The following is a 26,345-nucleotide window of genomic DNA, read 5'->3' as shown; positions in this document are numbered from 1 at the left end:
AACCGCGACGGGCGGACGACGGCGGCCCTCAGGCCACCTCGAACAAACCGGCAGCACCCATGCCGCCACCGATACACATGGTGATGACCACGTAACGAACACCACGGCGCTTGCCCTCGATCAGGGCATGCCCGGTCATACGGGCTCCCGTCATTCCATACGGATGGCCGATGGAAATGGACCCGCCGTTGACGTTCAGTCGCTCGTCCGGAATGCCAAGGCGGTCGCGGCAGTAGAGCACCTGGGAAGCGAAGGCTTCATTGAGCTCCCAGAGGCCGATGTCATCCATCTTCAGACCAGCACGCTCCAGCAGGCGCGGCACGGCAAAGACCGGACCGATCCCCATTTCGTCCGGTTCGCACCCCGCCACGGCGAAACCGCGGAAGATACCCAGCGGCTGCAGGCCACGCTGCTCGGCGAGCTTGCTGTCCATTACCACACAGGCGCTGGCGCCATCAGAGAGCTGGCTGGCATTGCCGGCTGTGATGAACTGACCTTCTCCACGGACCGGCTGCAACTGGCTCAGACCGTCCAGCGTCGTGCCTGGGCGATTACATTCGTCGTGAGAAAGGGTCACGGCCACCTGCGCGGTTTCGCCGGTCTCCTTGTTCTTCGTCAGCATCGTCGTTTCGAACGGCACGATCTCATCGTCGAAGAGGCCTTTCTCCTGCGCTGCCGCCGTGCGCTGCTGGCTTTGCAGGGCATACTGGTCCTGCGCTTCCCGGCTGACGCCGTAGCGGCCGGCCACGATGTCGGCCGTGTCGATCATCGGCAGATACAGTTCCGGCTTGTGCTTCAGCAGCCAGTCCTCATGGTGGAACGTCGGATTCAGGTTGGCCTGGGTCAGGCTGATCGACTCCAGACCGCCAGCGATAGCCACTGGAACCTTGTCGACGATCACCCGCTGGGCCGCCACCGCAATCGCCTGCAGACCGGAGCTGCAGAAGCGGTTGATCGTGGTGCCGCTGGCGGTGACAGGCAGACCGGCGCGCAACGCCGCCTGACGGGCAATGTTGTGGCCGGTGGCGCCTTCCGGCAGGCCACAGCCCAGGATCACATCCTCGATTTCAGCCGGGTCGACACCGGCACGGCGCACCGCCTCAGCGATGACATAACCACCCATGGTCGCGCCATGGGTCTGGTTCAGGGCACCACGGAAGGCTTTGCCGATACCCGTGCGTGCGGTGGAAACGATGACTGCTTCGCTCATGATGAGTCTCCTGAATCTATCGTGAAATGCCATTTCCCCTCTCCCCTTGTGGGAGAGGGGCCGGGGGAGAGGGGGGAAAGCCCAGCTCAATACGCTTTCCGACTACCCTTAACCGGCATAAAACCCTTTACCGGCTTCCGCCAACTGCTTGAGCAACGGTGCCGGTTTCCAGTTGCTGTCGCCCAGCCGCTTCTGGAACTCCACAACCTTGTCATAAATCGTCTTCACGCCGACGTGATCGGCCCAGAACATGGGGCCGCCACGATAGACAGGGAAGCCGTAGCCATAGATCCAGACCACGTCGACATCCAATGGCCGCGCCGCAATGCCTTCTTCCAGGATCTTGGCGCCTTCGTTGACCATCACGTACAGACAGCGCTCGAGGATTTCCTGATCGGTCACTTCCCGCGGCGTAATGCCTTTCTCGCGACGGTGCTCGGCGATCAGCTCAGCCACTTCCGGATCAGGGCGCGGCGTGCGGTCGCCCTCTTCGTAACGGAAGACACCGGCGCCGGTCTTCTGGCCATAACGGCCTTTGGCGGCCAGCTTGTCGACCCAGCTCAGCGCCTGGGCTTCCGGATCTCCGGCTTTGCGCAACTCTTCGCGGATACGGTAACCGACGTCGAGACCGGCCAGGTCGGACATGGCGAAGGGGCCCATGGGCAGACCGAAGTCGTAGATGACCTTGTCCACCTGTTCTGGGCTGGCGCCCTCTTCCACCAGGGCGATGGCTTCATGCTGACGCTTGTGCAGCATGCGGTTGCCGACGAAACCGTGGCACACGCCGACACAGACGCCGACCTTGCCGATGCGTTTGGACAGGTCCATGACGGTGGCAACCACATCGTCGGCGGTCTTCTCGCCGCGCACGTTTTCCAGCAGTTTCATGACATTGGCAGGACTGAAGAAGTGCATGCCCATAACGTCCTGGGGACGGCTGGTTATAGCGGCGATTTCGTTGACGTCGAGGGTCGAGGTATTGGTGGCGAGGATGGCGCCCGGCTTGCAGACGCGGTCCAGTTCCTTGAACACCGCTTTCTTGATGTCCATGGTTTCGAACACAGCCTCGATCACCAGATCAACGCTGCCCAGATCATCGTAAGACAGGGTCGGCTGGATCAGGCTCATGCGTTTTTCCACATCGTCCTGAGTAAGGCGCCCCTTCCTGGCGGTGTTCTCGTAGTTGCGGCGGATGACCGCCAGGCCGCGGTCCAGGGCATCCTGCTTCACTTCCAGCAGCCGCACCGGGATACCGGCGTTGGCGAAATTCATGGCGATGCCGCCACCCATGGTGCCCGCCCCGATCACAGCGACGGTATTGATGTCACGCCGGGGCGTATCCTTGGCAATGCCCGGCACCTTGGCGACTTCGCGCTCGGCGAAGAACACATGCCGCTGGGCGCGGGATTCGGAGGACTGCATCAGCTCCATAAACAGCGCCCGCTCCCTTTTCATGCCTTCATCGAACGGCAGCTCGGTGGCAGCACGCACCGCCTCGATACAGCGGAACGGCGACAGGAAGCCTCGCTGTTTGCGGGCAATACTCTTCTCGTATTCTGCAAACAGGTTGGGGTTATCGAGTTTGACCGCTTGCTCTCGCAGCGGACGCTGCGGCGCGTTGGATTCGACCAGCTTGCGGGCGAAGGCAACGGCGCCTGCAACCAGATCGCCACTGACCACCTCATCGACCAGCCCCAACGCTTTGGCCTTGGCGGCCGGAACCGGGTTGCCCTCGGCAATGATCGGCAGTGCCGCATCGGCACCGATCAGACGCGGCAGGCGCTGGGTGCCGCCGGCGCCGGGCAACAGGCCCAGTTTCACTTCCGGCAGACCGACCTTGGCCGAATCGAGCGCCACCCGGTAATCACATCCCAGTGCCACTTCCATACCGCCGCCTAACGCCGTGCCATGGATCGCCGCGACGGTCAGCTTGCCGGCACTTTCATAGGCGTTGATCACATCCGGCAGGAAGGGTTCGACCGGCGGTTTGCCGAATTCACGGATATCGGCCCCGGCGGGAAAGGTACGGCCGTCGCCGGTCACGACCAGTGCCCTGGCATCGGCATCCTGGAGTCCCTGCTCCAGCGCGGCCAGCAACCCCGAACGGACAGCTGCGCCGAGTGCGTTGACTGGTGGGTAGTCGACGGTAATTACACCGATACCGTCGCGGCATTCGTAACGGACAACTTGCGTCATAACTCCTCCCATAAACAAGACCCTCTCAGGCATCAGGACGGGGCCCGTGAACGACGAACAGGCGATAACCCCGGAAAACGTCAATCAGATCCGAATGACGGATTATCGCACCCCAACTTGCGGAGGACCCCAGTATAAAGTAAAAAAGTAAGCAGGCAATTTTTTCGAAATGCAATTCCGACTAGCGAAACAATAAGCACAATAACGCGGAGGTTCCGACCATGCAACGTATTGCCGGCATAGAGGCTCTTCACAGCCTCATCGGCCAGGAACTGGGCACCAGCCCCTGGCTGAACATCGACCAGGCCCGCATCCAGGCCTTCGCCGACGCCACCGACGACCATCAATGGATCCACCTGGACCAGGCCCGTGCCAAACAGCAGTCGCCCTTCGGCACCACCATCGCCCATGGTTTCCTCACCCTGTCCATGCTGCCTTACCTGAACCAGCAGATTTTCGCCCTGGACAATATCAGCGCCACCATCAACTATGGCATGAACCGGGTCCGCTTCACTGCCCCGGTCCCCAGCGGTGCCAACATTCGAACACGAGTAACACTGACGGCGGTGGAACCCCAGGGAGACCAGGGCGTACGAGCCACCTTTGAAACCCACATTGAGATAGAAGGCCAGGACAGGCCCGCCTGCATCGCCGAGCACCTGGCCGTGTTCCTTAAATAACGCCAGAGCAATGCCTGCTCCCACCAACCCAGCACAACAAGGAAGGCCCCATGAAGCATCCCGAAAGACATAAGACACAACGCATCGGATGGCTTCGCGCCGCTGTTCTTGGGGCAAATGACGGCATTGTCTCCACGGCGAGCCTTGTGATGGGCGTTGCTGCCGCGGGGGCCGATGCACAGAACATCCTGGTTGCGGGCGTCGCGGGTCTTGTCGCTGGCGCGATGTCGATGGCGGCCGGCGAGTATGTTTCGGTCAGCTCACAGGCCGATACCGAACGTGCCGATCTGTCCCGGGAGAAAGAAGAACTGATCGCCAATCCCGATTATGAGCAAAAGGAGCTCACGGCAATCTATGTCAAACGCGGACTGGATCCGGCACTCGCCTCCAGCGTGGCCACCCAGTTAATGAAGCATGATGCACTGGGTGCACATGCCCGTGACGAACTGGGTATCTCCGATTCCCTGGCAGCCCGGCCCGTTCAGGCGGCACTGGCTTCCGCCGCTACCTTTACAGTGGGTGCCGTTCTTCCGCTGCTGGTGGTCGTCCTGTTTCCAGCAAACTCGCTCATGTGGGCGGTCTCAGGCTGTTCGCTCCTGTTTCTGGCACTGTTGGGCTCGCTATCGGCCAAAGCAGGCGGCGCACCGGTGATTGTCGCTGCCTCACGCGTGACCTTTTGGGGCGCCCTGGCGATGGCACTGACATCTGGCGTGGGGGCGCTGTTCGGGGTGGCAGCCTGATGCTCGTGGCGGCGCAATGCCCGTTGGTTATTGCGCCCTACGCGGGTTGAGACGTCCGCACTAAATCCGCACAAAAAAGGAGCACCCGCCCCTTCAGATCAACCCAATCCCCAAATACGCACAGGCACCCGCCAACACCACGGACACCAGCGCCAGCCACCTGGGCTTGAGATTCCCGCCTCGCGAAATAAAAGCCCCCAGCGTCAGCACGAAGGCACTGAACAGGGGCCACATCAGGATAACCGCCAGACTCGCTCCCCACGCGGAACCCGGACCTTCCATGCCACCCACTTTCCAGCGGGACAGGTCATAGCCGGCCAGTACACTGAAAGCGACCAGAAGAAACCAGTAAATCAGGAGCGAGGACTTTATGCGCATGGGACAGTCATCTTCTTTTCAAGGGTGGCAGGAGGATAAACGAATTGTCCTCCGGGCGCACACTGCACACCGCCGCCTTTCACAAATGATGAAGGCAGGCGAACCCATTCGATGATAGCGTTACAGTGATCATTTCCAATCGACCAAGGCAGGCCCTCAGGATGACGACGATCACCAGCGGTTCATGTCTGTGTGGAAAGGTGCGCTTTGAGATCGAAGGCGCCTTCGAGCACTTTTTCCTGTGTCATTGCACCTACTGTCAAAAGGATACCGGCTCAGCCCACGCATCGAACCTGTTCTCGACAACCGCAACGCTGACCTGGGTTTCCGGTCAGGAGCGAGTCAGCACCTTCCATCTGCCATCAAGCCGGCACCAGAAGAGTTTCTGTTCCCACTGTGGTTCTGCGTTACCCAGCACCCAGATGGAGGGTCGCCTGGTCGTCGTTCCGGCGGGAAGTCTTGATGACCCACTGCAGATGAGACCGGATGCCCATCTCTTTATGGCCAGCAAGGCCGCCTGGGATCACGAACTGGAGAGCGTTCCAGTCTTCCAAGGCCTGCCCACGGATCGCCAACCTTAGGGAGCACGGATGCCCATGAAACGGATGCCGCTCGACCACGCCTTCACCCTGATAGAACCCGGCCCGGTGACGCTCATCACGACGCATGATGGCAAGAACAGCAACATCATGACGATCACCTGGACCATGGTCATGGACTTCTCGCCGCGTTTTGCCATCACCACAGGCCCCTGGAATCACTCCTACGCGGCGCTATCTGCAACACGGGAATGCGTCATTGCGATTCCCACCCTGGATCTCATCGACAAGGTTGTTGGCGTGGGTACCTGCTCCGGCGCCGATACCGACAAATTCCAGCAGTTCGGCTTCACCTCCATGGCCGCTGAACACGTCAAGGCGCCCCTGATCCGGGAATGCCTGGCCAATATCGAGTGCCGTGTTGTCGACATTATCGAGCAGCACAACATCGTCGTACTCGACGGCCTTGCCGCCTACCGCGACGATACCCGTCAGGAGAAACGGACCCTCCACGCGGTGGGCGATGGCACTTTCATCGTGGATGGGCGCCGCCTGAATCGCCGGAAGATGATGCAGCCGAAGCTGCCGGAAGGCGTCTGAGAGCGTATAAAGTAGGTTTGGGCATTACCGTTTAGGACAGGGACATCATCATGAGCAATCTGGCAAGAGACGTCGAACAACCATGTCAGGTGACCGAGGAATGCGGCGCCATCGAACTGCTGTTGCAGCCCAAGGACCGCGACCTGGGCGGCTTTTCGGTCCGGCGGCTACTGCCGACGGCAAAGCGGAAAATGGTCGGCCCCTGGATCTTTTTCGATCACATGGGACCGGCGCAGTTTAGCGCCGGTGACGGCATCAATGTGCGCCCGCACCCCCATATCGGCATCGCCACCGTCACCTATCTTTTCGAGGGCGAAATCCTGCACCGGGACTCTCTCGGCAGCCTGCAGCCCATCCGGCCGGGCGATATCAACCTGATGGTCGCCGGGCGCGGCATCGTGCATTCGGAACGGGAGCGCCCCGACATCACCAAAACCGACCACCTCCTGCACGGCCTGCAGCTCTGGCTGGCCCTGCCCGAGGAAGAGGAAGAACGGGAGCCGGCGTTCCATCATTACCCGGACGCCGAGATTCCTGCCGTCACGGTCGAGGGCGTGCCGGTGCGGGTCATGATGGGAACGGCCTATGGCGTCACATCGCCGGTCAAAACCTTCAGCGACACCCTCTACGTCGAAGCCTGGCTGCAACCCGGTCAGCGCCTCACCCTGCCGGACGCCCAGGAACGGGCAGTCTATGTCGCCAAGGGGCAACTGAAGGCCCAGGACACCGGGATTCCGGAGCACGCCATGGCGATCCTGTCCGCTCAGTCAGGCATTGTCATCGAGGCCGTCGAAGAGACCCGGCTGGCCCTCATCGGTGGTGAGACCTTCTCGCCGCGGTTTATCGAATGGAATTTCGTTTCCAGCCGAAAGGCGCGTATCGAGCAGGCCAAGCAGGACTGGAAAGCTGGCCGTTTCGACAAGGTGCCGGGCGACGAGCAGGAATTCATTCCCCTGCCGGAATAACCCTGAAATCGTTTGCTCCGGCGCCTGGCACCGGAGCAAACGGATTGCCGCCTACGCGACTTCGACCACCACCACCCCCATACCGGGCTGCACCGGCTGCCCGGCTTCACGACGTAACTCCCGCACGACGCCGGCCACCGGTGTCAGTAGCTCGATCTCCATTTTCATGGACTCGATAATCGCCACCGGCTGCTGCGCCTCGACACGATCCCCCGGCTTGACCAGGCATTGCCAGAGGTTGCCGGCAACATGGCTTTCCACGGCTTCGCACCCTTCGGGCAAGGTATCCTCAGCATCTCCCAGGTCGCCCGCCACCGTCTCGCTCTGGAAGTTGATCTGGCCGCTGGCGATCCAGCGCTGCAGCTCTTCATCGAAGGCTTTCTGACGCTGCTGCGTGAAGGTGTCGATGCCCTCGGCATGCTCGGCCAGGAAGGCTTCATAGTCACTGAGACTGAACGTCGTCTCCTCGACCCGCAACGGATAATCGCCGTTGGGGAAACGACGCCGGATATCCTGAAGCTCTTCGGCACCCACTTCGTAAAAACGGATCTGGTCGAAGAAACGCAACAGCCAGGGCTTGCCCGGTTCGAAGGCGTCAGTGGTACGGTAGCGATTCCACATCTGCATGGTACGGCCGACGAACTGATAGCCGCCAGGGCCTTCCATGCCGTATACACAGAGGTAGGCGCCGCCGATGCCCACCGAGTTTTCCGCGGTCCAGGTGCGGGCCGGGTTGTACTTGGTGGTGACCAGGCGGTGACGGGGGTCCATCGGCGTGGCCACCGGCGCGCCGAGGTAGACATCGCCGAGGCCCATCACCAGATAGCTGGCTTCGAAGACGATGCGTTTGACCTCGTCGATACTGTCCAGGCCGTTGATGCGGCGAATAAACTCCAGGTTGCTCGGGCACCAGGGAGCGTCCTTGCGCACCGATTGCATGTATTTCTGGATTGCCAGGCGACAGGCCTCGTCGTCCCAGGACAGGGGCAGATGCACGATACGGGCGGGTACTTCCCAGTCATCGCGCCTTGCCAGCACCGATTCCGCCAGAACCAGGCGGTCCAGCAGGGTCGCCTGATCCAGTCGCAGGCTGTCGTAATGTATCTGCAGAGAGCGGATACCGGGGGTCAGCTCCAGGATGCCGTCGATAGCCTGTTCCTGCAGCCACAGCATCAACGCATGGGCGCGGAAACGCAGGCGGATATCCAGCACCAGCGGACCGTATTCCACCAGCAGGTAGTTGTCGCCCGCAGGGCGATAGACGACGCCGACATCGTGGACATCGGTACCCAGCGTTTTCAGCACTGGCGACGCCGGTCGTACCGGTTGGATATCCATGGCGACGGCCTCCAGCCGGCTCAGGGTATCTTCCTGCGCGCGACGCAGCGCGACGGCCTGCGCCTGGTCGACCGGGACGAAGCGCAGCTTGTCGCCCGCCTTGAGCTGACCGAGTTTCCACAGGTCGGCACTGATCACCGTTGCCGGACAGACGAAGCCTCCCAGACTCGGGCCATCGGGGCCCAGGATGACGGGCATATCGCCGGTAAAGTCGATAGTGCCGATGGCATAGGCATTGTCGTGAATATTCGAGGGGTGCATGCCGGCTTCGCCGCCATCGGAACGTGCCCACTGGGGCTTGGGTCCGATCAGGCGCACGCCTGTGCGACTGGAGTTGTAGTGCACCTCCCACTCGCTGGCGAACAGCGTTTCGACATCCTCCTCGGTAAAGAAGTCCGGCGCACCATGGGGGCCGTAGATCACCCGCAAGGTCCATTCGCGGCCGACAGCGGGACGCACTGACGGTGGCAGGGTCCGCGATGGCGCCGACGTCGCCGCATGCAGGTGCAACACGTCGCCGGCGCGCAGGGCCCGCCCGCCGTGACCGCCGAACTGGCCAAGCGTAAAGGTGGAACGCGACGCCAGGTAGGCCGGGCAATCAATGCCACCGCGCAGCAACAGGTAGCTGCGGGCTCCGGCCCCGGTCACCTTGCCGAGTCGCAACAGGCTGCCGGCGGCAACATCGACCACCTCCCAGAGGGCGACCGGCTGGTCATCGAGGGTTGCCGCAATCTCGGCACCGGTGATCGCGATCTGCGTGTCGCGGTTGAAGCGCAGCGCCGGGCCGTTGAGGGTAATTTCCAGACCGGCCGCATCGCCAGGGTTATCCAGCAGGCGGTTACCCAGGCGGAACGACAGGCTGTCGAAGGGGCCGGAAGGCGGCACGCCCACATCCCAGTAGCCCACCCGGCCCGGATAATCCTGCACGGTGGTCATGGTGCCGGCGGACAGGACATCCAGCGAATCCGGCCGGTAGACAAAATCGTTGAGGCTGCGGGTAAACAGCAAGCCGGCGCGAAAATCCGCGGCATCGAGCACCTGACGCACGTAATCCCGGTTGGTCTCGATGCCGTACAGCACCGTCCCGTCGAGCGCGGCGATCAGTTTCTGCCGGGCGCCCTCGCGGCTGTCCGAGTGCACAATGACCTTAGCCAGCATCGGGTCGAAATAGGGCGAGATCTCCACACCCGGCGCCAGCCAGTGATCGATACGCAGCGAAGTGTCCGCCGGCCACTCCACATGGGTCAGCAGACCTGCACTGGGCTGGAAGTCCTTGTTGGGATCTTCCGCATACAGACGCGCCTGGATGGCATGGCCCTTCGGTTTCAGCACCGCCGCACGCGCGGAAAGATCATCCAGCAGGCCAGCGCCCAGCTCGACCATCCAGCGTACGATATCGACGCTGAACACCGCCTCGGTGACGCCGTGCTCGACCTGCAGGCGGGTGTTCACCTCCAGGAAGTAGAAATCCTCAGCCGCCTGGTCGTAGATGAATTCCACGGTGCCGGCGCTGCGGTAGCCGATGGACTCGCCCAGGGCAACGGCGGTTGCGTGCAGACGCTGGCGAACGGCGTCCGGGATATTGGGGGCCGGCGCCTCCTCGATCACTTTCTGGTTACGGCGCTGGGCGGAGCAGTCCCGCTCGCCCAGCGCCACCACAGTACCGAGTCCATCGCCGAACAACTGCACCTCGATATGACGCGCCTGTTCGACGAACTTTTCCAGGAAAACGCCACTGTTACTGAAGTTGTTCTGGCTCAGGCGTCGCACCGACTCGAAGGCACGGGTCAGGTCGTCGGCGTCATAACAGCGGGACATGCCGATGCCCCCACCACCCGCCGTGCTTTTCAGCATGACCGGATAACCGATACGGCTGGCTTCGGCCAGTGCCGCTTCCAGCGTCTCCAGCAGACCGGAGCCCGGCAACAACGGCACTTGCGCCTGCTCCGCCAGTTCCCGGGCAGTGTGCTTGAGCCCAAAGGCTTCCATCTGCTCAGGTGTCGGTCCGAGAAAGACCACCCCTTCAACTTCACAGCGGCGGGCAAAGGCGGCATTTTCACTGAGGAATCCATACCCCGGATGGACCGCCTGGGCCCCACTCTTGCGGATCACCTCGAACAGCTTATCCTGATCCAGATAAGTGGCCGCAGCGCCGCCTTCGCCAAGGCTATAGGCCTCATCGGCTTCACGCACATGGCAGGCGTCAGCGTCCGCTTCGGCATAGACCGCCACCGAGGCGATTCCCATCGCGCGCAGGGTGCGAATGATGCGGCAGGCGATGGCGCCGCGGTTGGCGATCAGCAGTTTTGACGGCAGGGCCGGGGCAGGAGTGCTCATGCAGTTGCCTCCTCCCACACCAGGATTTCGATCGGTGTCGGGTTGTAGGCATTACAGGGATTGTTCAGCTGGGGACAGTTGGAAATCATCACCAGCACATCCATGGCCGCTTTCAGTTCGACATACTTGCCGGCTTCGGAAATACCGTCAGCGAAAGTCAGGCCGCCCTCGGGGGTCACCGGCACGTTCATGAAGAAGTTGATGTTGTGGGTGATGTCGCGCTTGGTCATGCCCAGCTCTTCGTGCTGGGTCACCGTCAGCAGCCAGCTGTCGCGGCAGGCGTGCATGCACTTTTTCTCCAGCGCATAGCGCACCGTGTTGCTCTCCGCCGCGCAGGCGCCACCGAGGGTGTCGTGACGGCCGCAGGTATCGGCGGTGATGGTCAGCAGCTCGTTACCCTCCGTGGAGAGCAGCTTCGAACCCGCTGTCAAATAGACGTTGCCCTGCTCGCGGATGGTATCCACGGCACTGTAGCGCTCAGTCGGATTGTGGGCATTATAGAAAAGCGTGTCCGCCGCCTGATTGCCTTCCAGATCGAGAATACGGACAGTTTGCCCCTGCTTGACGACCTTGATGAAGTACTCCCCGGCAGGGACCACTTCGCGGAAACAGGCATCTTCAGGCTGTAACGGGCTTACTTTGATCATGATCCGTCCTCCGGCTCAGTGCATCAGGTGGTACAGGGCGGTATTGGCAAAGCCGCGGCTGTTCTCCGGGCAGGACGTTTTGCAGGCATCGTCCTCGGCCACCGGCGCCGCCTCGAAGAACTGGTAGCGCACCGGCTGACGCGGATAGTCCCCGGCGGGGGCCAGCGGGTGGGCGCAGGTGTGCAGGACGACCAGGGTGTCCATCTCGAAACGCAGGTCGACGTGACTGCCCGCCGAGGAATGGTCCGGCACATACCTCAGGTTGCCTTCGGCGTCGGTCACCACCTTGCTGAACCAGTTAACGTTGGCCGCAAGGTCCTTCTTGCCCAGACCGTATTTGCCCAGCTCGTTGAGGAAGCAGTCCAGGCCATTGCGGTAATAATCGTTATGGGCTTCCTGATAGGTCTTGCGCCCCCATTTGCGTTCGACCAGACCCGCATTGCTGGTGCCACAGACAGTGTCATGCCAGCCCAGGGAATCGCCGACGACCGAGCAGAAGACACGTCCCATATCGGAATAGAGGACATGGCCCGTCGTCAGGTGAAAGGTGTGCTGGGCCTTGAGGGTGTCCGGCATGTTGTAGCGTTCGAGGGGGCTGACCGGGTTGTACAGGAGCATGCCCACATTGGCGCCCCCATTTTCGTCGATCAGGCGCAGGATGTGACCGCGCTTCATCACGAATGACCAATGGGCGCCGCCGGGTAACAGGTCTTCGTATAGGGGGGTGTCTGACTGGAACATGGCATTCTCCTCCAATTCACTGCGAAACAGGCACGAGAGACGTCATTGACTGAACGATCTCCCGGGCTTTTGTCCCGCCGTGTAGCTCCTGGAGGAGCCGTCGACTCTCGGACCAGTCACCGTGCAGGCACGGCCGGAACCCTAGTCAACCTTTACCGAATTGTGTGGCCCAAACGTCAGGGCCGGTTGTACTTTTCGAGTGCTGGTGGCAGCGTTCCGCCACTGTGGTCTCTCGCCACGATGAGTAGAGCAAGCGACATGCCAAGACAATTTGGTCACAAAATCGGGCCCTTAGCGGTACCACCTCCTCACTTCGCGCCCCACGATAAGGCGTCACGGGAAAACGGCGCACCGTTATAGGGCGAAACAGCCGCGCCAAGGCCTCACGTCAAAAAGTCACGAACGTCGATGCGATAGTCTTCCGGATCGACAGCCCGAACGATGCGATCCTGGACGGACGGCCGGGAAAGGTCGAGGGTTTCAACTTTAACGAACTGACGGAAACGGGTGTGATACATGATACGGACCGTCGGCAGCCGCTGGTCGTCCTCATTGGTCTCGACCACCACACCCAGCCGGCCGCTCTCCAGCAGCACCAGGGAACCGATCGGGTAAAGCCCGATACAGCGAATGAAATGGTGCACCAGATTGCGGTCGAGGTGGCTACCGCTCCATTCCAGCAGCTTCTTCAAGCCCTGGCTCGGCGTCATGCCCTTGTGATAGACCCGATCCGAGGTAATGGCGTCATAGACGTCGGAAATGGCCACCATGCGGCCGTAGGGCGAAATCTCCTCGCCCTTGAGGCCGTCCGGATAACCCGAACCATCCATACGCTCATGGTGCTGCCCTGCCGTAAGTATGGTGAGTTCACCGATGCCGTCGGTATTTCGCAACAGGTCACGACTATGGACGACATGCTGCTTCATCACCCGGAATTCATCGTCGCTGAGTTTGCCGGGCTTATGCAGAACCTCGTCCGGCGTCAGGATCTTGCCGATATCATGGAGCAGCGCACCGACGACCGTCTGGTGCATCACATCGACCGGCAACTGGATCGACTTGCCGAAAATCGACATCAGCACACTCAGGTTGACCGAATGCTCCAGGAGATAGTTATCCTTTTCCCGGATGCGCCCCAGGCATGTCAGGGCATTATGATTGCGCAGCACAGAGTTGAGCAATTCGCCCGACAGATCGTTGACGGAGCTCAGGTCGATCGCCTTGCCCAGCTTGACGCCTTCCAGCACGTTGCTGACCAGCCCCTGGGCTTCGTTATGGATACGGTGGGCAACGATCATCTCCTCTTCCCGCGACACACGGTTACGCGTGACGGGCGGTAGCGATCCCGCATTCTGCAACAGCGACTCATTCTTCGCATCGACTTCGCTAAGCGGCACCGCAAAGCTGGAATCCCGCCCCTTGGCGGTATCGATGTAAACCTCCTTTACACCCATCTGACGGATCTTTGCAATGACCTCGTCGGAGCGCAAAACGCCACGCCGGCGATTGTTATTGTGGGGAATCCAGTCATTATTCAGATCGGTAATGAACATACCGACCTCGAGGTGTTGTACCGCGATACGTTTGATCATGCCGTGTCCAAAGCTGGCAGCGTGCTACCCTTTTATTATATCCATTAAGAGATAGAGGATATTTCCAAACCGCGCCACTTCGCAGATGACGCCAGTGGCAACGGGCGACTTCGACGAACCCCATCGAATCAACGCCGCGAAAAGACCACGTTATTATGTCACTGCTGACGACAAACCATGACAATAAAATATCCCGTGTCAGGAACTGAATACATGAAGCAACTGGTCAGACAGGCTCTCCATATCAGTGCCATTCCCCAGGATCTGAAGGCTGTCACAACCATCGACAGTGACCGGGAGATCGACCCCCACCGAGTCGGTCTCACCCATCAGAATATTGACGCCATCTGGCGAGCCGCTCTCGACCTTTATCGGACCGGCACCCAGCCCGGCATTCAACTCTGCCTCCGGCGCCGAGGCGAGATCGTCATGCAGCGGGCGATAGGACATGCCCGGGGAAACGGGCCGGAGGATGCCCGCAATGCTCCCAAGACCCTGCTCACACCCGAGACGCCCATTTGCTACTTTTCCGCGTCCAAAGCGGTCACCGCCCTGCTGATGCATATTCTGGCAGAGGAGAATCTGGTCAACCTGAATGACCCAGTCAGCCACTACATGCCGGAGTTTGCCCAACACGGCAAAGGTGCCATCACACTCCATCAGATTCTGTCCCATCGGGGCGGCATTCCCGGCCTCCCCCGCAACGCCCCCCTGGACACACTGTGGGATCGCGACGAAATCTGGCGTCTGCTTTGCCAGGCAAAACCGATCACCGTGGACGGCAGCACCGTCGCCTATCACGCCATTACTGGCGGCTTTGTGTTGCAAAGGGTCCTGGAAAAAGTAACCGGTTGCGGGATCGAAACCTTTCTCGACGAAAAACTGCGGCAACCGATGGGGATGCGTCGCTTCACTTACGGCATTGAATCCGCAGACCTGGATCAACTGGCCATAAACTACGCCACAGGTCCACGCCCGACCTTCCCGCTTTCATGGGTCGTCAAACGGGCCCTGGGCGCGAACCTGGAAACCGTGGCGCAGGTCACCAACGATCCCCGCTTTCAGGAAGCGGTGATTCCTGCGGGCAACCTGGTGGGAACGGCAGAGGAAATGAGCCGCTTTTTCCAGATGATGCTCAATGGCGGAGAGTGGAACGGCCGGCGCATCTGCCATCCAGACACGATACGACGCGCCATTCAGCCTTTTGGCGCCATGCAACTGGATCGGACCCTGATGGTTCCCATGCGGTTCAGCGCAGGCTTCATGCTGGGCAACGATCCGGTGGGAATTTGGGGACAGCAGACGGGAGCGGCCTTCGGCCATGTCGGACTGATCAACAAATGGTGCTGGGCGGATCCGGTGCGGGATATTTCAATATCGCTGATGACGACCGGGATTCCGATCCTGGCGCATCACCTACCGGCCCTGGCCCGTTTTGTCTGGACCGTGGGACAGCAGTGTCCGGCAGCGTCGGGATCAGCCCTCACCTCTGCAGCCTGACCCCCTCAGGAGCCTGGCCGAAGCCTCTCAGTAGTCGCGCTCTTCGGCCAGGATATTCATCACCAGCGACAGGATTTCGCGGAAATCGATCAACGTCTGGGTACGCTGGATGATGTTGTCCTTACGCTCGTCCAGGCGCTCCAGCTTGGGCACGACCCGACGCATGCCTTCAGTGATGATCTCATAGGGAAAATGGTGATCCTGAATGCTGAGCTTGTTCAGCTCGGCAATCTCCTGATTGAAAATGCTGATAATGTCGTAAACCGTATCCTTATGCTGGACGGTACCAGCTTCCCAGTAGGCATCGTCCAGCAACTCGATCAGCGACATGAATTCGCGTAATGCATCTGCGACGGTAGCGTTGGTCATGGTGCGTCATCCTCACCGGTAAATAAGAGGTCTCAGGGCATAAACGACAAACATCAATGTCACTGAGCTTAGCAGAAACTGCCCGCAAGGCGGGCCACAAACAATTTATGAACGATCGCTCACTCTTAAACTTGCGTTAGCAAAAATATCGCGAGAGAATGAACCCGCATTCACCTTTAGTGGGCTGGCGCTGGGTCTGTAACCGGACAAATAAAAAAGAAAAACCGGATAACGCATCATATACAGGGATGAGATGGTATGTTGATTCAACATCAGGATACATTACTGGCAGAACCTGACGAGAGACAGCGGAGCGGCTACCGCCTTCCGGCCCTGGATCAGTTCGACAGCGTTCGCGACCACGTCCAAACCAAGCTGCACCGGGAAGTCGTGCTGCTCGAAAAGCGCATCGACGCGCTCCGCAAGGCCCCTACACCGCACAGCGCCATCATTATCGACACCTATGAACGCATGATCGATCGCAAGCTCGGTTTTATGCGCCGATGGGGCATGGACGAATCCATCTGACAGACGGACCGCTCTCCGACATTTGCTGAATCACCGCATACGCCAGCGGGCCGGCTTATTGCCGGCTCGCTGCCGCAGTGGGGTCGGTTGCGTAAGACGTCTTCTGAACGGACCCACCTGGCGTCGTCGCAAAGCAGGATTGATCGGTGCTTGTCGGCGCATTGGTGGACGTCAGAATCGTCATCGTCATCGCCGAATAATCCAGGGTTGCCTTAAGGCACCGAATCGCCTTTCCATCAAACTGAAACGTCGGAGGAGATGTCGCCGCATTGCTTGCAGAGGTGTCAGAAGCCTGTGTCGCCAGATCCAGCTCATCCGTATTGGTTTTCACGAAGGTCTGGCGAAAGTTCATAACCGTCTTACTGTTACCGCTATCGCCGTTGTAGAGCGTATAGCCGAAGATATTGGACTGCGGCGCATTGTATCCGGAGGCGCTGAAGGTGTTCTGATCGTAAATCGACTGCAGTGAAATATCCTGCGGCAGCTTCGAGGTGTTATCGATGACAAGCTGCCGAGCCAGGATAACCCGCGTCACCTTTCCATAATCCGGCTCCGTCGTCCAGGACAGCTGGTAACTCCAGTTGTTGTAGAAGTCCTTGCTCGGGTCCGTCGTACCCGCGCTGATATCACTGAACGCAACAGAATTGTTGTTGTATTTGACGGCATTTCCCGCCGCAATACAGGTCGCGATGTACTGCCTCCCGATATTGAAATTATCAATCGCATTCGTGGAGATCAGATCATCAATCAGATCCAGTGGATTACGCACCTTGGTATAGCTGGAGTATGGCGTGCCGCTATATGCAATAAAGGGTTGCATCAAGGTCCCAATAGAATCAGCCATCGCCTGGGCGTCACCGGGATTGCCTGAAGCACTGCTGTTGGGTTGAATGGCGCGGAAATAATCGAGGTAGTCCGTGTGGGGGAAGTCGGCGACCGCGACCTCAAATGTCTTCAGGTTCAGGTTCACCGGAGCGGCGGGATCCTTGGTATTGTCACAGGCAGCCGCATTCGTCGAGGTATTCGGCGTGGCACCGTTTCCACAAGCGCTAACAACCAGTGACAGCCCCAAAAACAACATCCATTTCATCAAACGAACAGCCGTTACTCTTGGCTGTATTGCGGCATATGCCATGGTAAATGCTCCGGAAATCGGCGAAAAGGTCGGTTTTGCCGGCCATATGACCTGCGATGACAGGCAACAGTGTGCCAAAATCTCGCGCACCGACTACAGTTGACATTGAACAATGATCGGGGCGCCGACAGACTCGACCCCGACGGCCGGACGGAAAACAATAACGGATCGCGTGTCCCTTTGCCCGCGGGGAGATCACATTTTGTCGCAAAAACCGGCCCTTGCCCTCTGGCAATGGCTATTTTCGATCGCCTTTGGCCTGCTCAGCCTGCAGACCCTGGCGGCGCCCAAACCCGTGAGCGCCGACGGTTGCCATTACGGTCCCATCCAGATTTTCGATGAAAAGCAGAGTTACGATCTGGCGTCCTGTATCTGGTATCTCAAGGACCCGACGCGCAAGCTCGACATCGATCAGGTCCGCTCCCCAAAGTATGGCGACGACTTCGTCGAGCACCATCAGGGCGTCATGAATTTCGGCTACACCCGCTCGGCCTATTGGATCCGCTTCGAGCTGGACTATCGTGGAGAACAACCCCAGCGGGACTGGGTCCTCGAACTGGCACTGCCGCTCGTCGATGAGGCCGACCTCTACCTCTATGACGGCAAGCAATTGCGTGAAAAGCGTCACACCGGCTACTCGGTGCCGATCGACAAGCGGGACCTGGCGGTGCCCAACCCCACCTTCAGGCTGCACCTGAAAAAGGACGAGGTCACCACCATCTACCTGCGCATCTACACGCGCAATACGTTCCGCCTGCCGTTACGTTTGCTGTCGCTGGAAGCCTACACCCACAAGGTATCCATCGACGAGGCGATACAGGGTATTTTCCTGGGCGCCATGATCGCCATCTTTGCCTACAACCTCTTCGTGGCGATCTCGGTGCGGGAACGCGGGCACTGGCTCTATGTCGCCTTCCTGTTTTTCGTGACGCTTTTCGTGCTCACCGAGCAGGTCCATGGGCAGCAGTTCTTCGAAACCAGACCGGCCATCCTGGATAAACGCTTCCTGCACCTCGATATCCTGATTGCCTGGTTCTTCGGCATACTGATGGCGCGGGACATCCTCTCGACACGGGAACATGCCCCGGGCCTCGACCATATCCTTCGCCTGTCCCTCTATGCCGTCATCGCAAGCACGGTGCTGAGCTTCTTTATCAGCTATCACGTGGCGATCAAGTGGACCGTCTACCTGTCGATCTTCCTCGCGATACTGATGATCGTCGTCAGCTACCGCGCCTGGAAAGCCTACGACCCCTCTGCCTGGAGCTATTTCTTTGCCTGGCTTTTCACCTTTGTCGGGGTTGGGGCCTATGGCATCACTGTGATTGGTTATCTTCCCCTGGATAGTATTACTGCCCATGCGCCACAGATCGGCGTTATCTGTGAGGTGGTACTCCTGTCCTTCGCCCTCGCTGACCGGATCAAGACCGTTCAGCGTGAAGCCCTGGAGTGGAACCAGCGAGCGGTCGCCAACCTGCAACGCTACCGGTCGCTGTTCTCCAATGCCATCGAAGGCATCTTCCAGATCTCTCGCCATCGACGCTTCATCGACGCTAACCCGGCTCTTGCCGATATGCTGGGTTACCGCAACGTCAAGCGCCTGCAACGGGATGTGCCCGATGCGTTGGCGGCCCTCGTTGCCGACGAGGACGTACGCGCCGACATCCTTGAGCAGCTGCGGGCAGACGGTACCGTCAAAGGCGTCGAGGCCCTGTTTATCACCGCAGGCGGCGAACAGCGCTGGGGCAACATCTCGATCCGCACCGTTTACTTCGACAACGGCGACCCCTCCCACCTGGAAGGGACCGTCGTCGACGTTACCGAACGCAAGGAGCGTGAACAGATCGAGAAGGAGCGGGAGAACGAGCGACTGGAGAAGGAGATCGCCAAGAGCTCGGCCGAGTCCAAGAGCCAGTTCCTGGCCAATATGAGCCACGAGATCCGCACGCCGCTGGGTGCCATCATCGGCTATGGCGAATCGCTGCTCGACCCGGAACTGGATGATGAGGAAAAACGCCATAGTGCGGAAACCGTCGTCCGCAGTGGACGTCACCTGCTCGACCTGATCAATGACATCCTCGATCACTCGAAGATCGATGCCAACAAACTGGACGTGGAAATCCTGACGGTCAACCTGCCGGAGTTGTTGGATGAGGTGCGAGCCTTCTTCGCACCCCGTGCCCGGGAAAAGGGCCTGGATTTCGCCATCACCTGCGATTACCCGCTGCCGGAGACGATCCAGACCGACCCGACCCGCTTCCGGCAGATACTGATCAACCTCTGCGGCAACGCCCTTAAATTCACGGAAAAGGGCAGCATTCAGGTGGCGATCCGCTGCGACCGCGATCAGGAGAAGATCGTCGCCCGCGTGATCGACACCGGCATCGGCATGAAGCCCGAACAGATGGCGCGCCTTTTCGACCCCTTCGCCCAGGGCAGCGCCGCTATCGCGCGCCAGTATGGCGGCACCGGGCTGGGCCTGAGCATCTCTCGTCGCCTGGCGGAGCTGCTGGGTGGCACCATCCAGGTGCACAGCACCTATGGTGAAGGCAGCGAGTTCGAAGTGACGATCGACAGCGGAACGCTGGACGAGGTGCATTTCATCCGCGATGCCTCCGAGATGACACAGCGCCGCCGCCAGTTGCCGATGATCGAAGCGCCGCGTCTTCACGGCCGCATCCTTTGCGCCGAGGACAACGAGGTCAACCGCAAGCTGGTGGACCTTCTGGTCTCGCGCACCGGTGCCACGGTGGTGCACGTCGGCAACGGTGCTGAGGCGCTGGAGGCGGCCACCCGCGACACCTTCGACCTGATCCTGATGGACATCCAGATGCCGGTGATGAATGGACGGGATGCAACCGAGGCCATACGCGAGGCCGGGGTCAACACCCCCATCATTGCCCTCACGGCCAATGTCATGTCGGAGGACATTCAGGATTATCGCGATGCGGGCTGTAGCGATTATCTCGCCAAGCCCATCGACAAACGCCGTTTCTATGAGACGCTGGCCCGCTACCTGGCCCTCGACGACGGCAGTGAAACCACGGGCATGGCAACGGAACAGTTCTCCGGCACCATTCTCGTGGCCGAGGACAACGAAGATAACCAGCGACTGGTGGAACGAATGCTGCACCGCTTCGGTCTCAACGTCATTGGTGTCGCCAGCGGCAAGGAAGTCGTGCAAAGGGCCCTGGCGTCGACGGTGCACATGATCCTGATGGACAGCCACATGCCGGAAATGGACGGTCCGGATGCCACACGGATGCTGCGCCAGACCGGTTTCATGCGACCGATCATTGCCTTTACCGCCGGCGACCAGCAGGAAATCGACCTGTTGCGCGACGCCGGCTGCGATGGCGTGCTCAACAAGCCCATCGATCAGCGCCAATTGCTGGAACTGCTACGTAAGCACCTGGAACGACGCACCGACGCCGAGGTGGAAGCCGAAGAGGATGATGCCATCCAGGCTCTGATCCAACAGTTCGTCGACGGTCTCGCCGAACGTCAGGCCCGCATGCAACGGGCCCTGGCCGACGAAGACTGGCCCGCCCTGCAGGTCGAAGCCCACCAGATTAAGGGAACCGCGGGCGCCATGGGCTTCCCGCTGATGACAGAAAAGGCCGGCGACCTGGAAAGGGCGCTGAAGAATGCCGATTGGGCAGCTGCCCACGAATGCCTGGAAGCGTTGGAACGCCTGATTCGCCATACCCTGGCACGGCGTTCCTCGACACCGATGCATTGATATTAGCGACAACGACACAGTGAAAGTATCGATACCGGTACTTTGAGAAACGACAAGAGCCCTGGATAAACCGCCATGAACGAATATCGCCCCCAGAACGAGCGCTCCAACCGCGAAAGCCGCACGCTCAACCAAATGTACGGCACATACTCGGACGTGCTGTTCGTCCTGTTTCCGTTCCTTATAATCGCGCTGCAGCGCTTGTGGAGCGGTGAGGGGCAGAGCATACTGCTACGGCCGGATCTATCGATCGCTGCCGCCATTCTCGGCGGACTTGCCATCGGAAAATTCGTGCTCAGCCTGATTGCGGATCGCGAGCTGGACCGCTACCGTGAACGCATTGTGTTCTTCATCGCGCTGACACTGTTTATCGTCTTGGGGCCGGCGCTGATTCTGATGATCCGCATTGTCGGCGGCGACAAGGTGCCGGACTTCGTCTCCTTCGTGCAGCCGATTTTGCTGATCATCTCTATTTCGCTCTACACAACGGCCATCAGCGTGAGCAGCATCCTGACCCGGCCCTGGAACGGTGAGTCCGACGCCAGGCCCTCGGACGACGACGAAGACGATGAGCGCCGAACCGGCGGGGAATTGCCTGAGGCGCTGGATTTGCCGCGTCGGCAGGATGGTTTATAAAAAGGTCCCGGCGCCCGCTGTAGCCGGAACAAAATAAAACGCCGATGGCACAACCCTATGAGATCCGTCGGGCTAGAGAATGACAATGAGGTGTGCAATGGAAGATCTGAGTGTCCTGGTGGTTGAAGACGACACCACCATGCGGCAGATGTTGAAGGAGATGCTGTTTCGTGTCGGCGCCGCCCGCATCACCGAAGCACCGGATGCGGCCTCAGCTCTCGATAGCTTCGCTGGCGAAGCCTTCAGCATCGTGATGCTGGACCTTGGCCTGCCGGATCGCGACGGTCATGAAGTGATGCATGAGATCAAGCGACGCAATCCCCGCCAGCACATTGTTCTGGTGACAGCGGACGATTCGATCGAAAGCATCCAAAAGGCCATCAGTGCCGGCGCAAACGGCTACGTGGTCAAACCCTATTCACAGGAAAAAATCCAGGATGTCGTGAACAACTACTTGATGGTACACGGCATGGATGACAGCTTGATCCGGGACATGCGGGATCGTCACTGATCCCGCTGCACGAAGTGGCCAGCGGGCGACAATCCCTATGCCGAACGCTTAACTTCAGGCGACCTGGCGGGCAATCCAGGAGTTGTAACGGCCAGCCAGGGCTCGCACATAACGGGCCTCGTCACCTTCCAGATTGCATAACACGCCCTTGAAGATCCAGCCGCGCTCATAGAGTGCCAGAACACGCTGCTCGTCATCCCGATTGACCCGCTGGTTAAGCTTCTTACAGATGGCTTCCAGCAAAGGCAGCGAGGCAGGCTGACGTAGCGGTGCCTGTTTTTGCGGTCCGTTTTGCGGACGGGGTTGGCTGGGACGCCGATGCGGCCTTTTCATGGATGACCTCCTATGCGAGTGTTGATAGCACAATCCCTGTGGACTGCCGCCGGGCCAGTCATGGCCCGACAGTCCCCCTGCATGGACTGAATGCAGGGATCAGGTCACGGTGGACAAGGTTATCGACGACACGTTTCCGGCCTGGCTCCCATCCCTTCGTGTTATTCCTGGCGAGCACCCATAAAAAAACCCGGAAGTGGCATCTTCCGGGTTTTTTAACGGGAAGATCCACCATCGAACCTTCCGGCTGTCATTGCCATCAGGTTCGGAACCGGTCCTTATGCGTGTCGATTACAGATTTCACGTGAATGCAGCCGTTTTTGAATACGCGTTTAGTGTCCCTGACGGGAACAACAATCCTGTCTCATCGTTGGAATAAGTCTATCGGGTAAAACCCAACTTTAAAACTGAAATGTACTGCTCAAGGCGCCTTCGGAAACCACCTACAGACGGTTAGGCAGGCGGAGACCATACTCGAGTCATGATTGCGACGGCGCCAACGGTCGTTGCGGTCTCGTCGGTGTTACCGACTCCATTGTGCTCTCCTTCCAGTCGCGCCTCTCTCCCACGAGCGCGACTTTTTTTATGGGCGAAGCCAGCCCAAAAAGATGCACAAACCGGCGGTTTGGTGCTTCAGGACGGAGAAGCGGAACGCCGCCGGCCGGCCACCACGTCCTTCCAGGTTTCCAGAAGGATGTAGGCATCGTTGGCCGCGCGATGTACCGATACGTCCAGGCGCTCGATCACCTGGCGACGGACATCCGGCCAGAGCGCAACTTCCGAGGCATTGAGGATCATCGAGACCGATTCCAGCTGGAAGCTCGGCGTCACCCGCGCGGCCCGGAACAGGCGGTGCAACCAAAAGCTGTCGAATGTCCAGGCATCGCAATAGGCCACGCCGGGAATCAGCTGATTGAGCGCCGTCGCCACATCGCTGGCTTCGACACCTTCTTCAATCAGGCGCTCGCGCGGAATACGGTGGATCTTCTCCGCACTCTCCGACCAGTCGAGCCAGAGTACGTGAGGACGAATCAGCCAACTGTGAGTGGTACCGTCGGCCAGGCACAACCCCACTTCAATGGGATAGCTGGCCACCAGATCAAGACTTGAGGCTTCGAAATCGATAAATACCGGACTCTGCTGTTGCATCATGCTTTTGCGAGTTTCTGTCGTTGTCGTCATTCTGCCCAAGGGCCGCCTTTACCCAGTGTTCAGGCGGGAACTGCCGTCCTGAGCCTTCCACATCCCTGTGCCATCAGTGTAATCGGGGTCGGCGCTCGACGCGACTGTAAATAGTTTACTGATTTGTCAGATTGGTCCCTTTTACCGGGCCCTGATGCCTGCAACCCCTGGCCTGCAGGCTCTATCCTGCGGGTAGGATATTTCTGCTCAACCTTGATTGACTGATAAAATGTTCCTTTTGAAGATCCCGCGCGGGGTCACGTACGCAAGAACGAGGAGTATTTCATGACAGAGAACGTGGTGGTCGTCTATTCCGGCGGCATGGATTCATTTACCCTGCTGCACCGGGCGCGCGCCGCCGGACACCGCATCCACGCGCTCTCCTTCGACTACGGACAACGTCACGTCCGGGAGCTGGATTGTGCCCGTCAGGTCTGTAGCGACCTGGGCGTCCCCCACCAGGTACTGGACGTCTCCGCCCTGCGCCAGATCATGCGCGGCTCCTCCCTGACCGACGACATCGAGGTTCCCGAGGGGCACTACGAAGACGTCACCATGAAGAGCACAGTGGTACCCAATCGCAACATGATCCTGCTGTCGCTCGCCGTCGGCTACGCAGTCAGCCTGGAAGCCCAGGCTGTCTGGTATGGTGCTCACGGGGGCGATCACGCCATCTACCCGGACTGCCGCCCGGAATTCGTCGAGAAGATGGATGCCGTCTGCCGTGTTGCCAACTACGAACCGGTCGCCGTGGTCGCGCCCTACCTGTACAGCAGCAAGGGCGAGATTCTGCGCGAGGGCCTTGCCATGGGACTGGATTACAGCCATACCTGGACCTGCTATAACGGCAGGGAACAAGCCTGCGGCCGCTGCGGCTCCTGCGTGGAGCGGCTGGAAGCCTTCGCCGAGAATGGCGCCAGGGACCCCTTACCCTACGAGACGACCTGATGTATCGCGTCAAGGAAATGTTCTACACCCTGCAAGGGGAAGGCGCCCAGGCCGGCCGGGCCGCTGTGTTCTGCCGTTTCAGCAAGTGCAATCTCTGGAATGGCCGGGAACGTGACCGCGCCAAGGCCGTCTGCAACTTCTGCGATACGGATTTCGTCGGTACCGATGGGCAGAACGGCGGCACCTTCGATAACGCCGACAGCCTGGCGGAGAGCATCGCCTCGCACTGGCCCACCGAGGCAGGCGGCCGGCCTTATGTGGTTTGCACCGGCGGCGAACCTCTCCTCCAATTGGATGCGCCGTTGATCGATGCCCTGCACAGCCGCGGTTTCGACATCGGCGTCGAGACCAACGGCACCCTGGCGGCGCCGGCGGGGATCGACTGGCTCTGTGTCAGCCCCAAAGCCGATGCCGAAGTGGTCATCGAACGCTGCGACGAACTCAAGCTGGTTTATCCACAGCCACTGGCCATGCCCGAGCGTTTCGAGCACATCCAGGCACTGCATTACTTCCTGTCCCCCATGGCCTCTCCGCTACATCCAGAAGGTCCGGATGCGCTAAAGGAGCGTAATACTCAGGCGGCCACGGCTTATTGCCTGGCCCATCCAAAATGGCGACTGACACTGCAGATGCACAAGATTATCGGTATCGATTGACGTTAATATCGACGCTGTTTTGTCAACGGCTATCGACAGGGATAAGGCGAACCCATAACTGGTCTGATCCCTCCGTTAAGCGACCGCATGATCGCACTGCCACTGCGGAACGATCGAGCGCTGTCGAACACCAGGGTACCCTCATCCGGCTTTCCGGCATCGGTGACGCCACAACCGCAGCCTCAGTCCCGGGCCAGCAGGTGATCCAGGGTCTTGCTGTAGCCGGGGGCGAAAACCTCGAGGAAATACTGTACCTCCGGCAGCCCATCTTCCTTGAGACGGGCCAGGATCTGATCCGCCGCATGATCGAATTCACGGTTGCCGGCACGGATCTCCGATTGGCACTTGAGGTAGGCCGACAGCCTGTCAGCTGCCTTGACCAACTGCCGGGTTTCCTCCGGCCACTGGCTTTCTTTCAGGTACGGCAAAAAGGCCTCTCGCAACGTCTCCGGCAGCAACGCCAGCAACTCATCCTGGGCCTTGTCCTCGATATCGCCAAATGCCGCCCGCATGACCGGGGAATGGTATTTGACCGGCGTCGGCATGTCGCCCGTAATCACTTCCGCCGCGTCGTGATAGAGCGCGGCAGTGACCACAGCGTTGGCATCGACGTTGCCGCCGAATTCCTCATTGCGGATCACCGCCAGTGCGTGGGCGAGTACGGCGACGTCCCAGGAATGGGTCGCCACATTTTCTTCGATGGCATTACGCATCAGTCCCCAACGCTGTATCCAGCGCAAACGACCGAGATAGGCGAAGAAATGGCTGCGACGTGCAGGCTTTGCTGAAACCGCTTCTCTTTTCGACATCGACACTCCCGTCGCTCACACAAATCGCTGATT

Annotated in this window: 24 protein-coding genes and 1 riboswitch; of the genes, 12 read left to right on the top strand and 12 right to left on the bottom strand. The window is 59.8% G+C overall.

What is annotated here, in order from left to right; all coding sequences use genetic code 11:
- Positions 1-28: 28 nt before the first annotated feature.
- Both CLR77_RS06775 and CLR77_RS06770 read right to left on the bottom strand, forming a co-directional pair.
- Positions 29-1,210, bottom strand: a complete 1,182-nt coding sequence (locus CLR77_RS06775; protein WP_097459869.1) for an acetyl-CoA C-acyltransferase — start codon at positions 1,208-1,210, stop codon at positions 29-31.
- A 108-nt stretch (positions 1,211-1,318) separates the two neighbouring features.
- A complete protein-coding gene (locus CLR77_RS06770) occupies positions 1,319-3,406 on the bottom strand; it encodes a 3-hydroxyacyl-CoA dehydrogenase NAD-binding domain-containing protein (RefSeq protein WP_097459868.1) in 2,088 nt (695 codons plus the stop codon).
- Positions 3,407-3,627: 221 nt separating this feature from the next.
- Here CLR77_RS06770 and CLR77_RS06765 point away from each other — a divergent pair, with 221 nt between their 5' ends.
- Complete coding sequence (locus tag CLR77_RS06765) at positions 3,628-4,086, top strand: MaoC family dehydratase (protein ID WP_097459867.1); 459 nt, start codon at positions 3,628-3,630, stop codon at positions 4,084-4,086.
- Positions 4,087-4,136: 50 nt separating this feature from the next.
- A complete protein-coding gene (locus tag CLR77_RS06760; RefSeq protein ID WP_097459866.1) occupies positions 4,137-4,826 on the top strand; it encodes a VIT1/CCC1 transporter family protein in 690 nt (229 codons plus the stop codon).
- Between the two features lie 93 nt (positions 4,827-4,919).
- On the opposite strand, the gene CLR77_RS06755 is transcribed toward CLR77_RS06760, so the two are convergent.
- Positions 4,920-5,204, bottom strand: a complete 285-nt coding sequence (locus CLR77_RS06755; RefSeq protein WP_097459865.1) for a hypothetical protein — start codon at positions 5,202-5,204, stop codon at positions 4,920-4,922.
- 161 nt (positions 5,205-5,365) lie between these two features.
- On the opposite strand from CLR77_RS06755, the gene CLR77_RS06750 reads away from it, so the two are divergent.
- The 3 genes from CLR77_RS06750 to CLR77_RS06740 are packed head-to-tail and all read left to right on the top strand — an operon-like array spanning position 5,366 to position 7,308.
- Positions 5,366-5,785, top strand: a complete 420-nt coding sequence (locus CLR77_RS06750; RefSeq protein ID WP_097459864.1) for a GFA family protein — start codon at positions 5,366-5,368, stop codon at positions 5,783-5,785.
- Positions 5,786-5,794: 9 nt separating this feature from the next.
- The gene (locus CLR77_RS06745) at positions 5,795-6,343 is read left to right on the top strand and encodes a flavin reductase family protein (RefSeq protein ID WP_198962702.1); all 549 of its coding nucleotides are present in this window, start codon (positions 5,795-5,797) and stop codon (positions 6,341-6,343) included.
- 50 nt (positions 6,344-6,393) lie between these two features.
- On the top strand, positions 6,394-7,308 hold the full coding sequence (locus tag CLR77_RS06740) for a pirin family protein (RefSeq protein WP_097459863.1): 915 nt from the start codon (positions 6,394-6,396) through the stop codon (positions 7,306-7,308).
- A gap of 51 nt (positions 7,309-7,359) precedes the next feature.
- Here CLR77_RS06740 and uca read toward each other — a convergent pair whose 3' ends face one another.
- The 4 genes from uca to CLR77_RS06720 form a co-directional block, all read right to left on the bottom strand.
- On the bottom strand, positions 7,360-10,983 hold the full coding sequence (gene uca / locus CLR77_RS06735) for an urea carboxylase (RefSeq protein WP_097459862.1): 3,624 nt from the start codon (positions 10,981-10,983) through the stop codon (positions 7,360-7,362).
- Positions 10,980-11,630, bottom strand: a complete 651-nt coding sequence (locus CLR77_RS06730; RefSeq protein ID WP_097459861.1) for an urea amidolyase associated protein UAAP2 — start codon at positions 11,628-11,630, stop codon at positions 10,980-10,982. The genes uca and CLR77_RS06730 overlap by 4 nt, the downstream gene beginning before the upstream one ends.
- Positions 11,631-11,645: 15 nt before the next feature.
- Entirely contained in the window at positions 11,646-12,371 is a 726-nt protein-coding gene (locus CLR77_RS06725) for an urea amidolyase associated protein UAAP1 (RefSeq protein ID WP_097459860.1), read from the bottom strand.
- Positions 12,372-12,427: 56 nt separating this feature from the next.
- Positions 12,428-12,527: riboswitch (guanidine-I (ykkC/yxkD leader) on the bottom strand.
- Positions 12,528-12,754: 227 nt separating this feature from the next.
- Positions 12,755-13,963, bottom strand: a complete 1,209-nt coding sequence (locus CLR77_RS06720; protein ID WP_097459859.1) for an HD-GYP domain-containing protein — start codon at positions 13,961-13,963, stop codon at positions 12,755-12,757.
- Between the two features lie 213 nt (positions 13,964-14,176).
- Here CLR77_RS06720 and CLR77_RS06715 point away from each other — a divergent pair, with 213 nt between their 5' ends.
- The gene (locus CLR77_RS06715; protein ID WP_097459858.1) at positions 14,177-15,463 is read left to right on the top strand and encodes a serine hydrolase domain-containing protein; all 1,287 of its coding nucleotides are present in this window, start codon (positions 14,177-14,179) and stop codon (positions 15,461-15,463) included.
- Between the two features lie 27 nt (positions 15,464-15,490).
- On the opposite strand, the gene CLR77_RS06710 is transcribed toward CLR77_RS06715, so the two are convergent.
- Positions 15,491-15,832, bottom strand: a complete 342-nt coding sequence (locus tag CLR77_RS06710) for a hypothetical protein (RefSeq protein ID WP_097459857.1) — start codon at positions 15,830-15,832, stop codon at positions 15,491-15,493.
- Positions 15,833-16,090: 258 nt separating this feature from the next.
- Here CLR77_RS06710 and CLR77_RS06705 point away from each other — a divergent pair, with 258 nt between their 5' ends.
- On the top strand, positions 16,091-16,360 hold the full coding sequence (locus tag CLR77_RS06705; protein ID WP_227519837.1) for a hypothetical protein: 270 nt from the start codon (positions 16,091-16,093) through the stop codon (positions 16,358-16,360).
- Between the two features lie 55 nt (positions 16,361-16,415).
- Here CLR77_RS06705 and CLR77_RS06700 read toward each other — a convergent pair whose 3' ends face one another.
- Positions 16,416-17,495, bottom strand: coding sequence for a hypothetical protein (locus CLR77_RS06700; protein WP_143269370.1), 1,080 nt, complete (start codon positions 17,493-17,495; stop codon positions 16,416-16,418).
- Between the two features lie 202 nt (positions 17,496-17,697).
- On the opposite strand from CLR77_RS06700, the gene CLR77_RS06690 reads away from it, so the two are divergent.
- The 3 genes from CLR77_RS06690 (at position 17,698) to CLR77_RS06680 (ending at position 22,384) form a co-directional block, all read left to right on the top strand.
- A complete protein-coding gene (locus tag CLR77_RS06690; protein WP_227519836.1) occupies positions 17,698-21,237 on the top strand; it encodes a response regulator in 3,540 nt (1,179 codons plus the stop codon).
- Positions 21,238-21,312: 75 nt separating this feature from the next.
- The gene (locus CLR77_RS06685; protein WP_227519835.1) at positions 21,313-21,873 is read left to right on the top strand and encodes a hypothetical protein; all 561 of its coding nucleotides are present in this window, start codon (positions 21,313-21,315) and stop codon (positions 21,871-21,873) included.
- 97 nt (positions 21,874-21,970) lie between these two features.
- Positions 21,971-22,384, top strand: coding sequence for a response regulator (locus tag CLR77_RS06680; RefSeq protein ID WP_097459853.1), 414 nt, complete (start codon positions 21,971-21,973; stop codon positions 22,382-22,384).
- Between the two features lie 54 nt (positions 22,385-22,438).
- Here the strand turns inward: CLR77_RS06680 and CLR77_RS06675 are convergent, their stop codons facing one another.
- Positions 22,439-22,717: a hypothetical protein gene (locus CLR77_RS06675; protein WP_097459852.1), complete on the bottom strand. Its 279-nt coding sequence runs from the start codon at positions 22,715-22,717 to the stop codon at positions 22,439-22,441.
- Positions 22,718-23,350: 633 nt separating this feature from the next.
- A complete protein-coding gene (locus CLR77_RS06670) occupies positions 23,351-23,869 on the bottom strand; it encodes a 3'-5' exonuclease (protein ID WP_097459911.1) in 519 nt (172 codons plus the stop codon).
- A gap of 315 nt (positions 23,870-24,184) precedes the next feature.
- On the opposite strand from CLR77_RS06670, the gene queC reads away from it, so the two are divergent.
- Positions 24,185-24,847 carry a 7-cyano-7-deazaguanine synthase QueC gene (gene queC / locus CLR77_RS06665; RefSeq protein WP_097459851.1) on the top strand — a complete coding sequence of 221 codons (663 nt, stop codon included), beginning with the start codon at positions 24,185-24,187 and terminating at the stop codon, positions 24,845-24,847.
- Positions 24,847-25,503 carry a 7-carboxy-7-deazaguanine synthase gene (gene queE / locus CLR77_RS06660; RefSeq protein WP_097459850.1) on the top strand — a complete coding sequence of 219 codons (657 nt, stop codon included), beginning with the start codon at positions 24,847-24,849 and terminating at the stop codon, positions 25,501-25,503. The genes queC and queE overlap by 1 nt, the downstream gene beginning before the upstream one ends.
- A gap of 182 nt (positions 25,504-25,685) precedes the next feature.
- On the opposite strand, the gene yfbR is transcribed toward queE, so the two are convergent.
- Entirely contained in the window at positions 25,686-26,312 is a 627-nt protein-coding gene (gene yfbR / locus CLR77_RS06655; RefSeq protein WP_097459849.1) for a 5'-deoxynucleotidase, read from the bottom strand.
- Between the last annotated feature and the right edge of the window lie 33 nt (positions 26,313-26,345).

The organism is Mangrovitalea sediminis (genome assembly GCF_002514725.1).
In the GTDB taxonomy this organism is placed as follows: domain Bacteria; phylum Pseudomonadota; class Gammaproteobacteria; order Pseudomonadales; family Oleiphilaceae; genus Mangrovitalea; species Mangrovitalea sediminis.
Note: the sequence above shows the minus strand (reverse complement) of the source record. Positions and strands in the feature narration are given on the sequence as shown.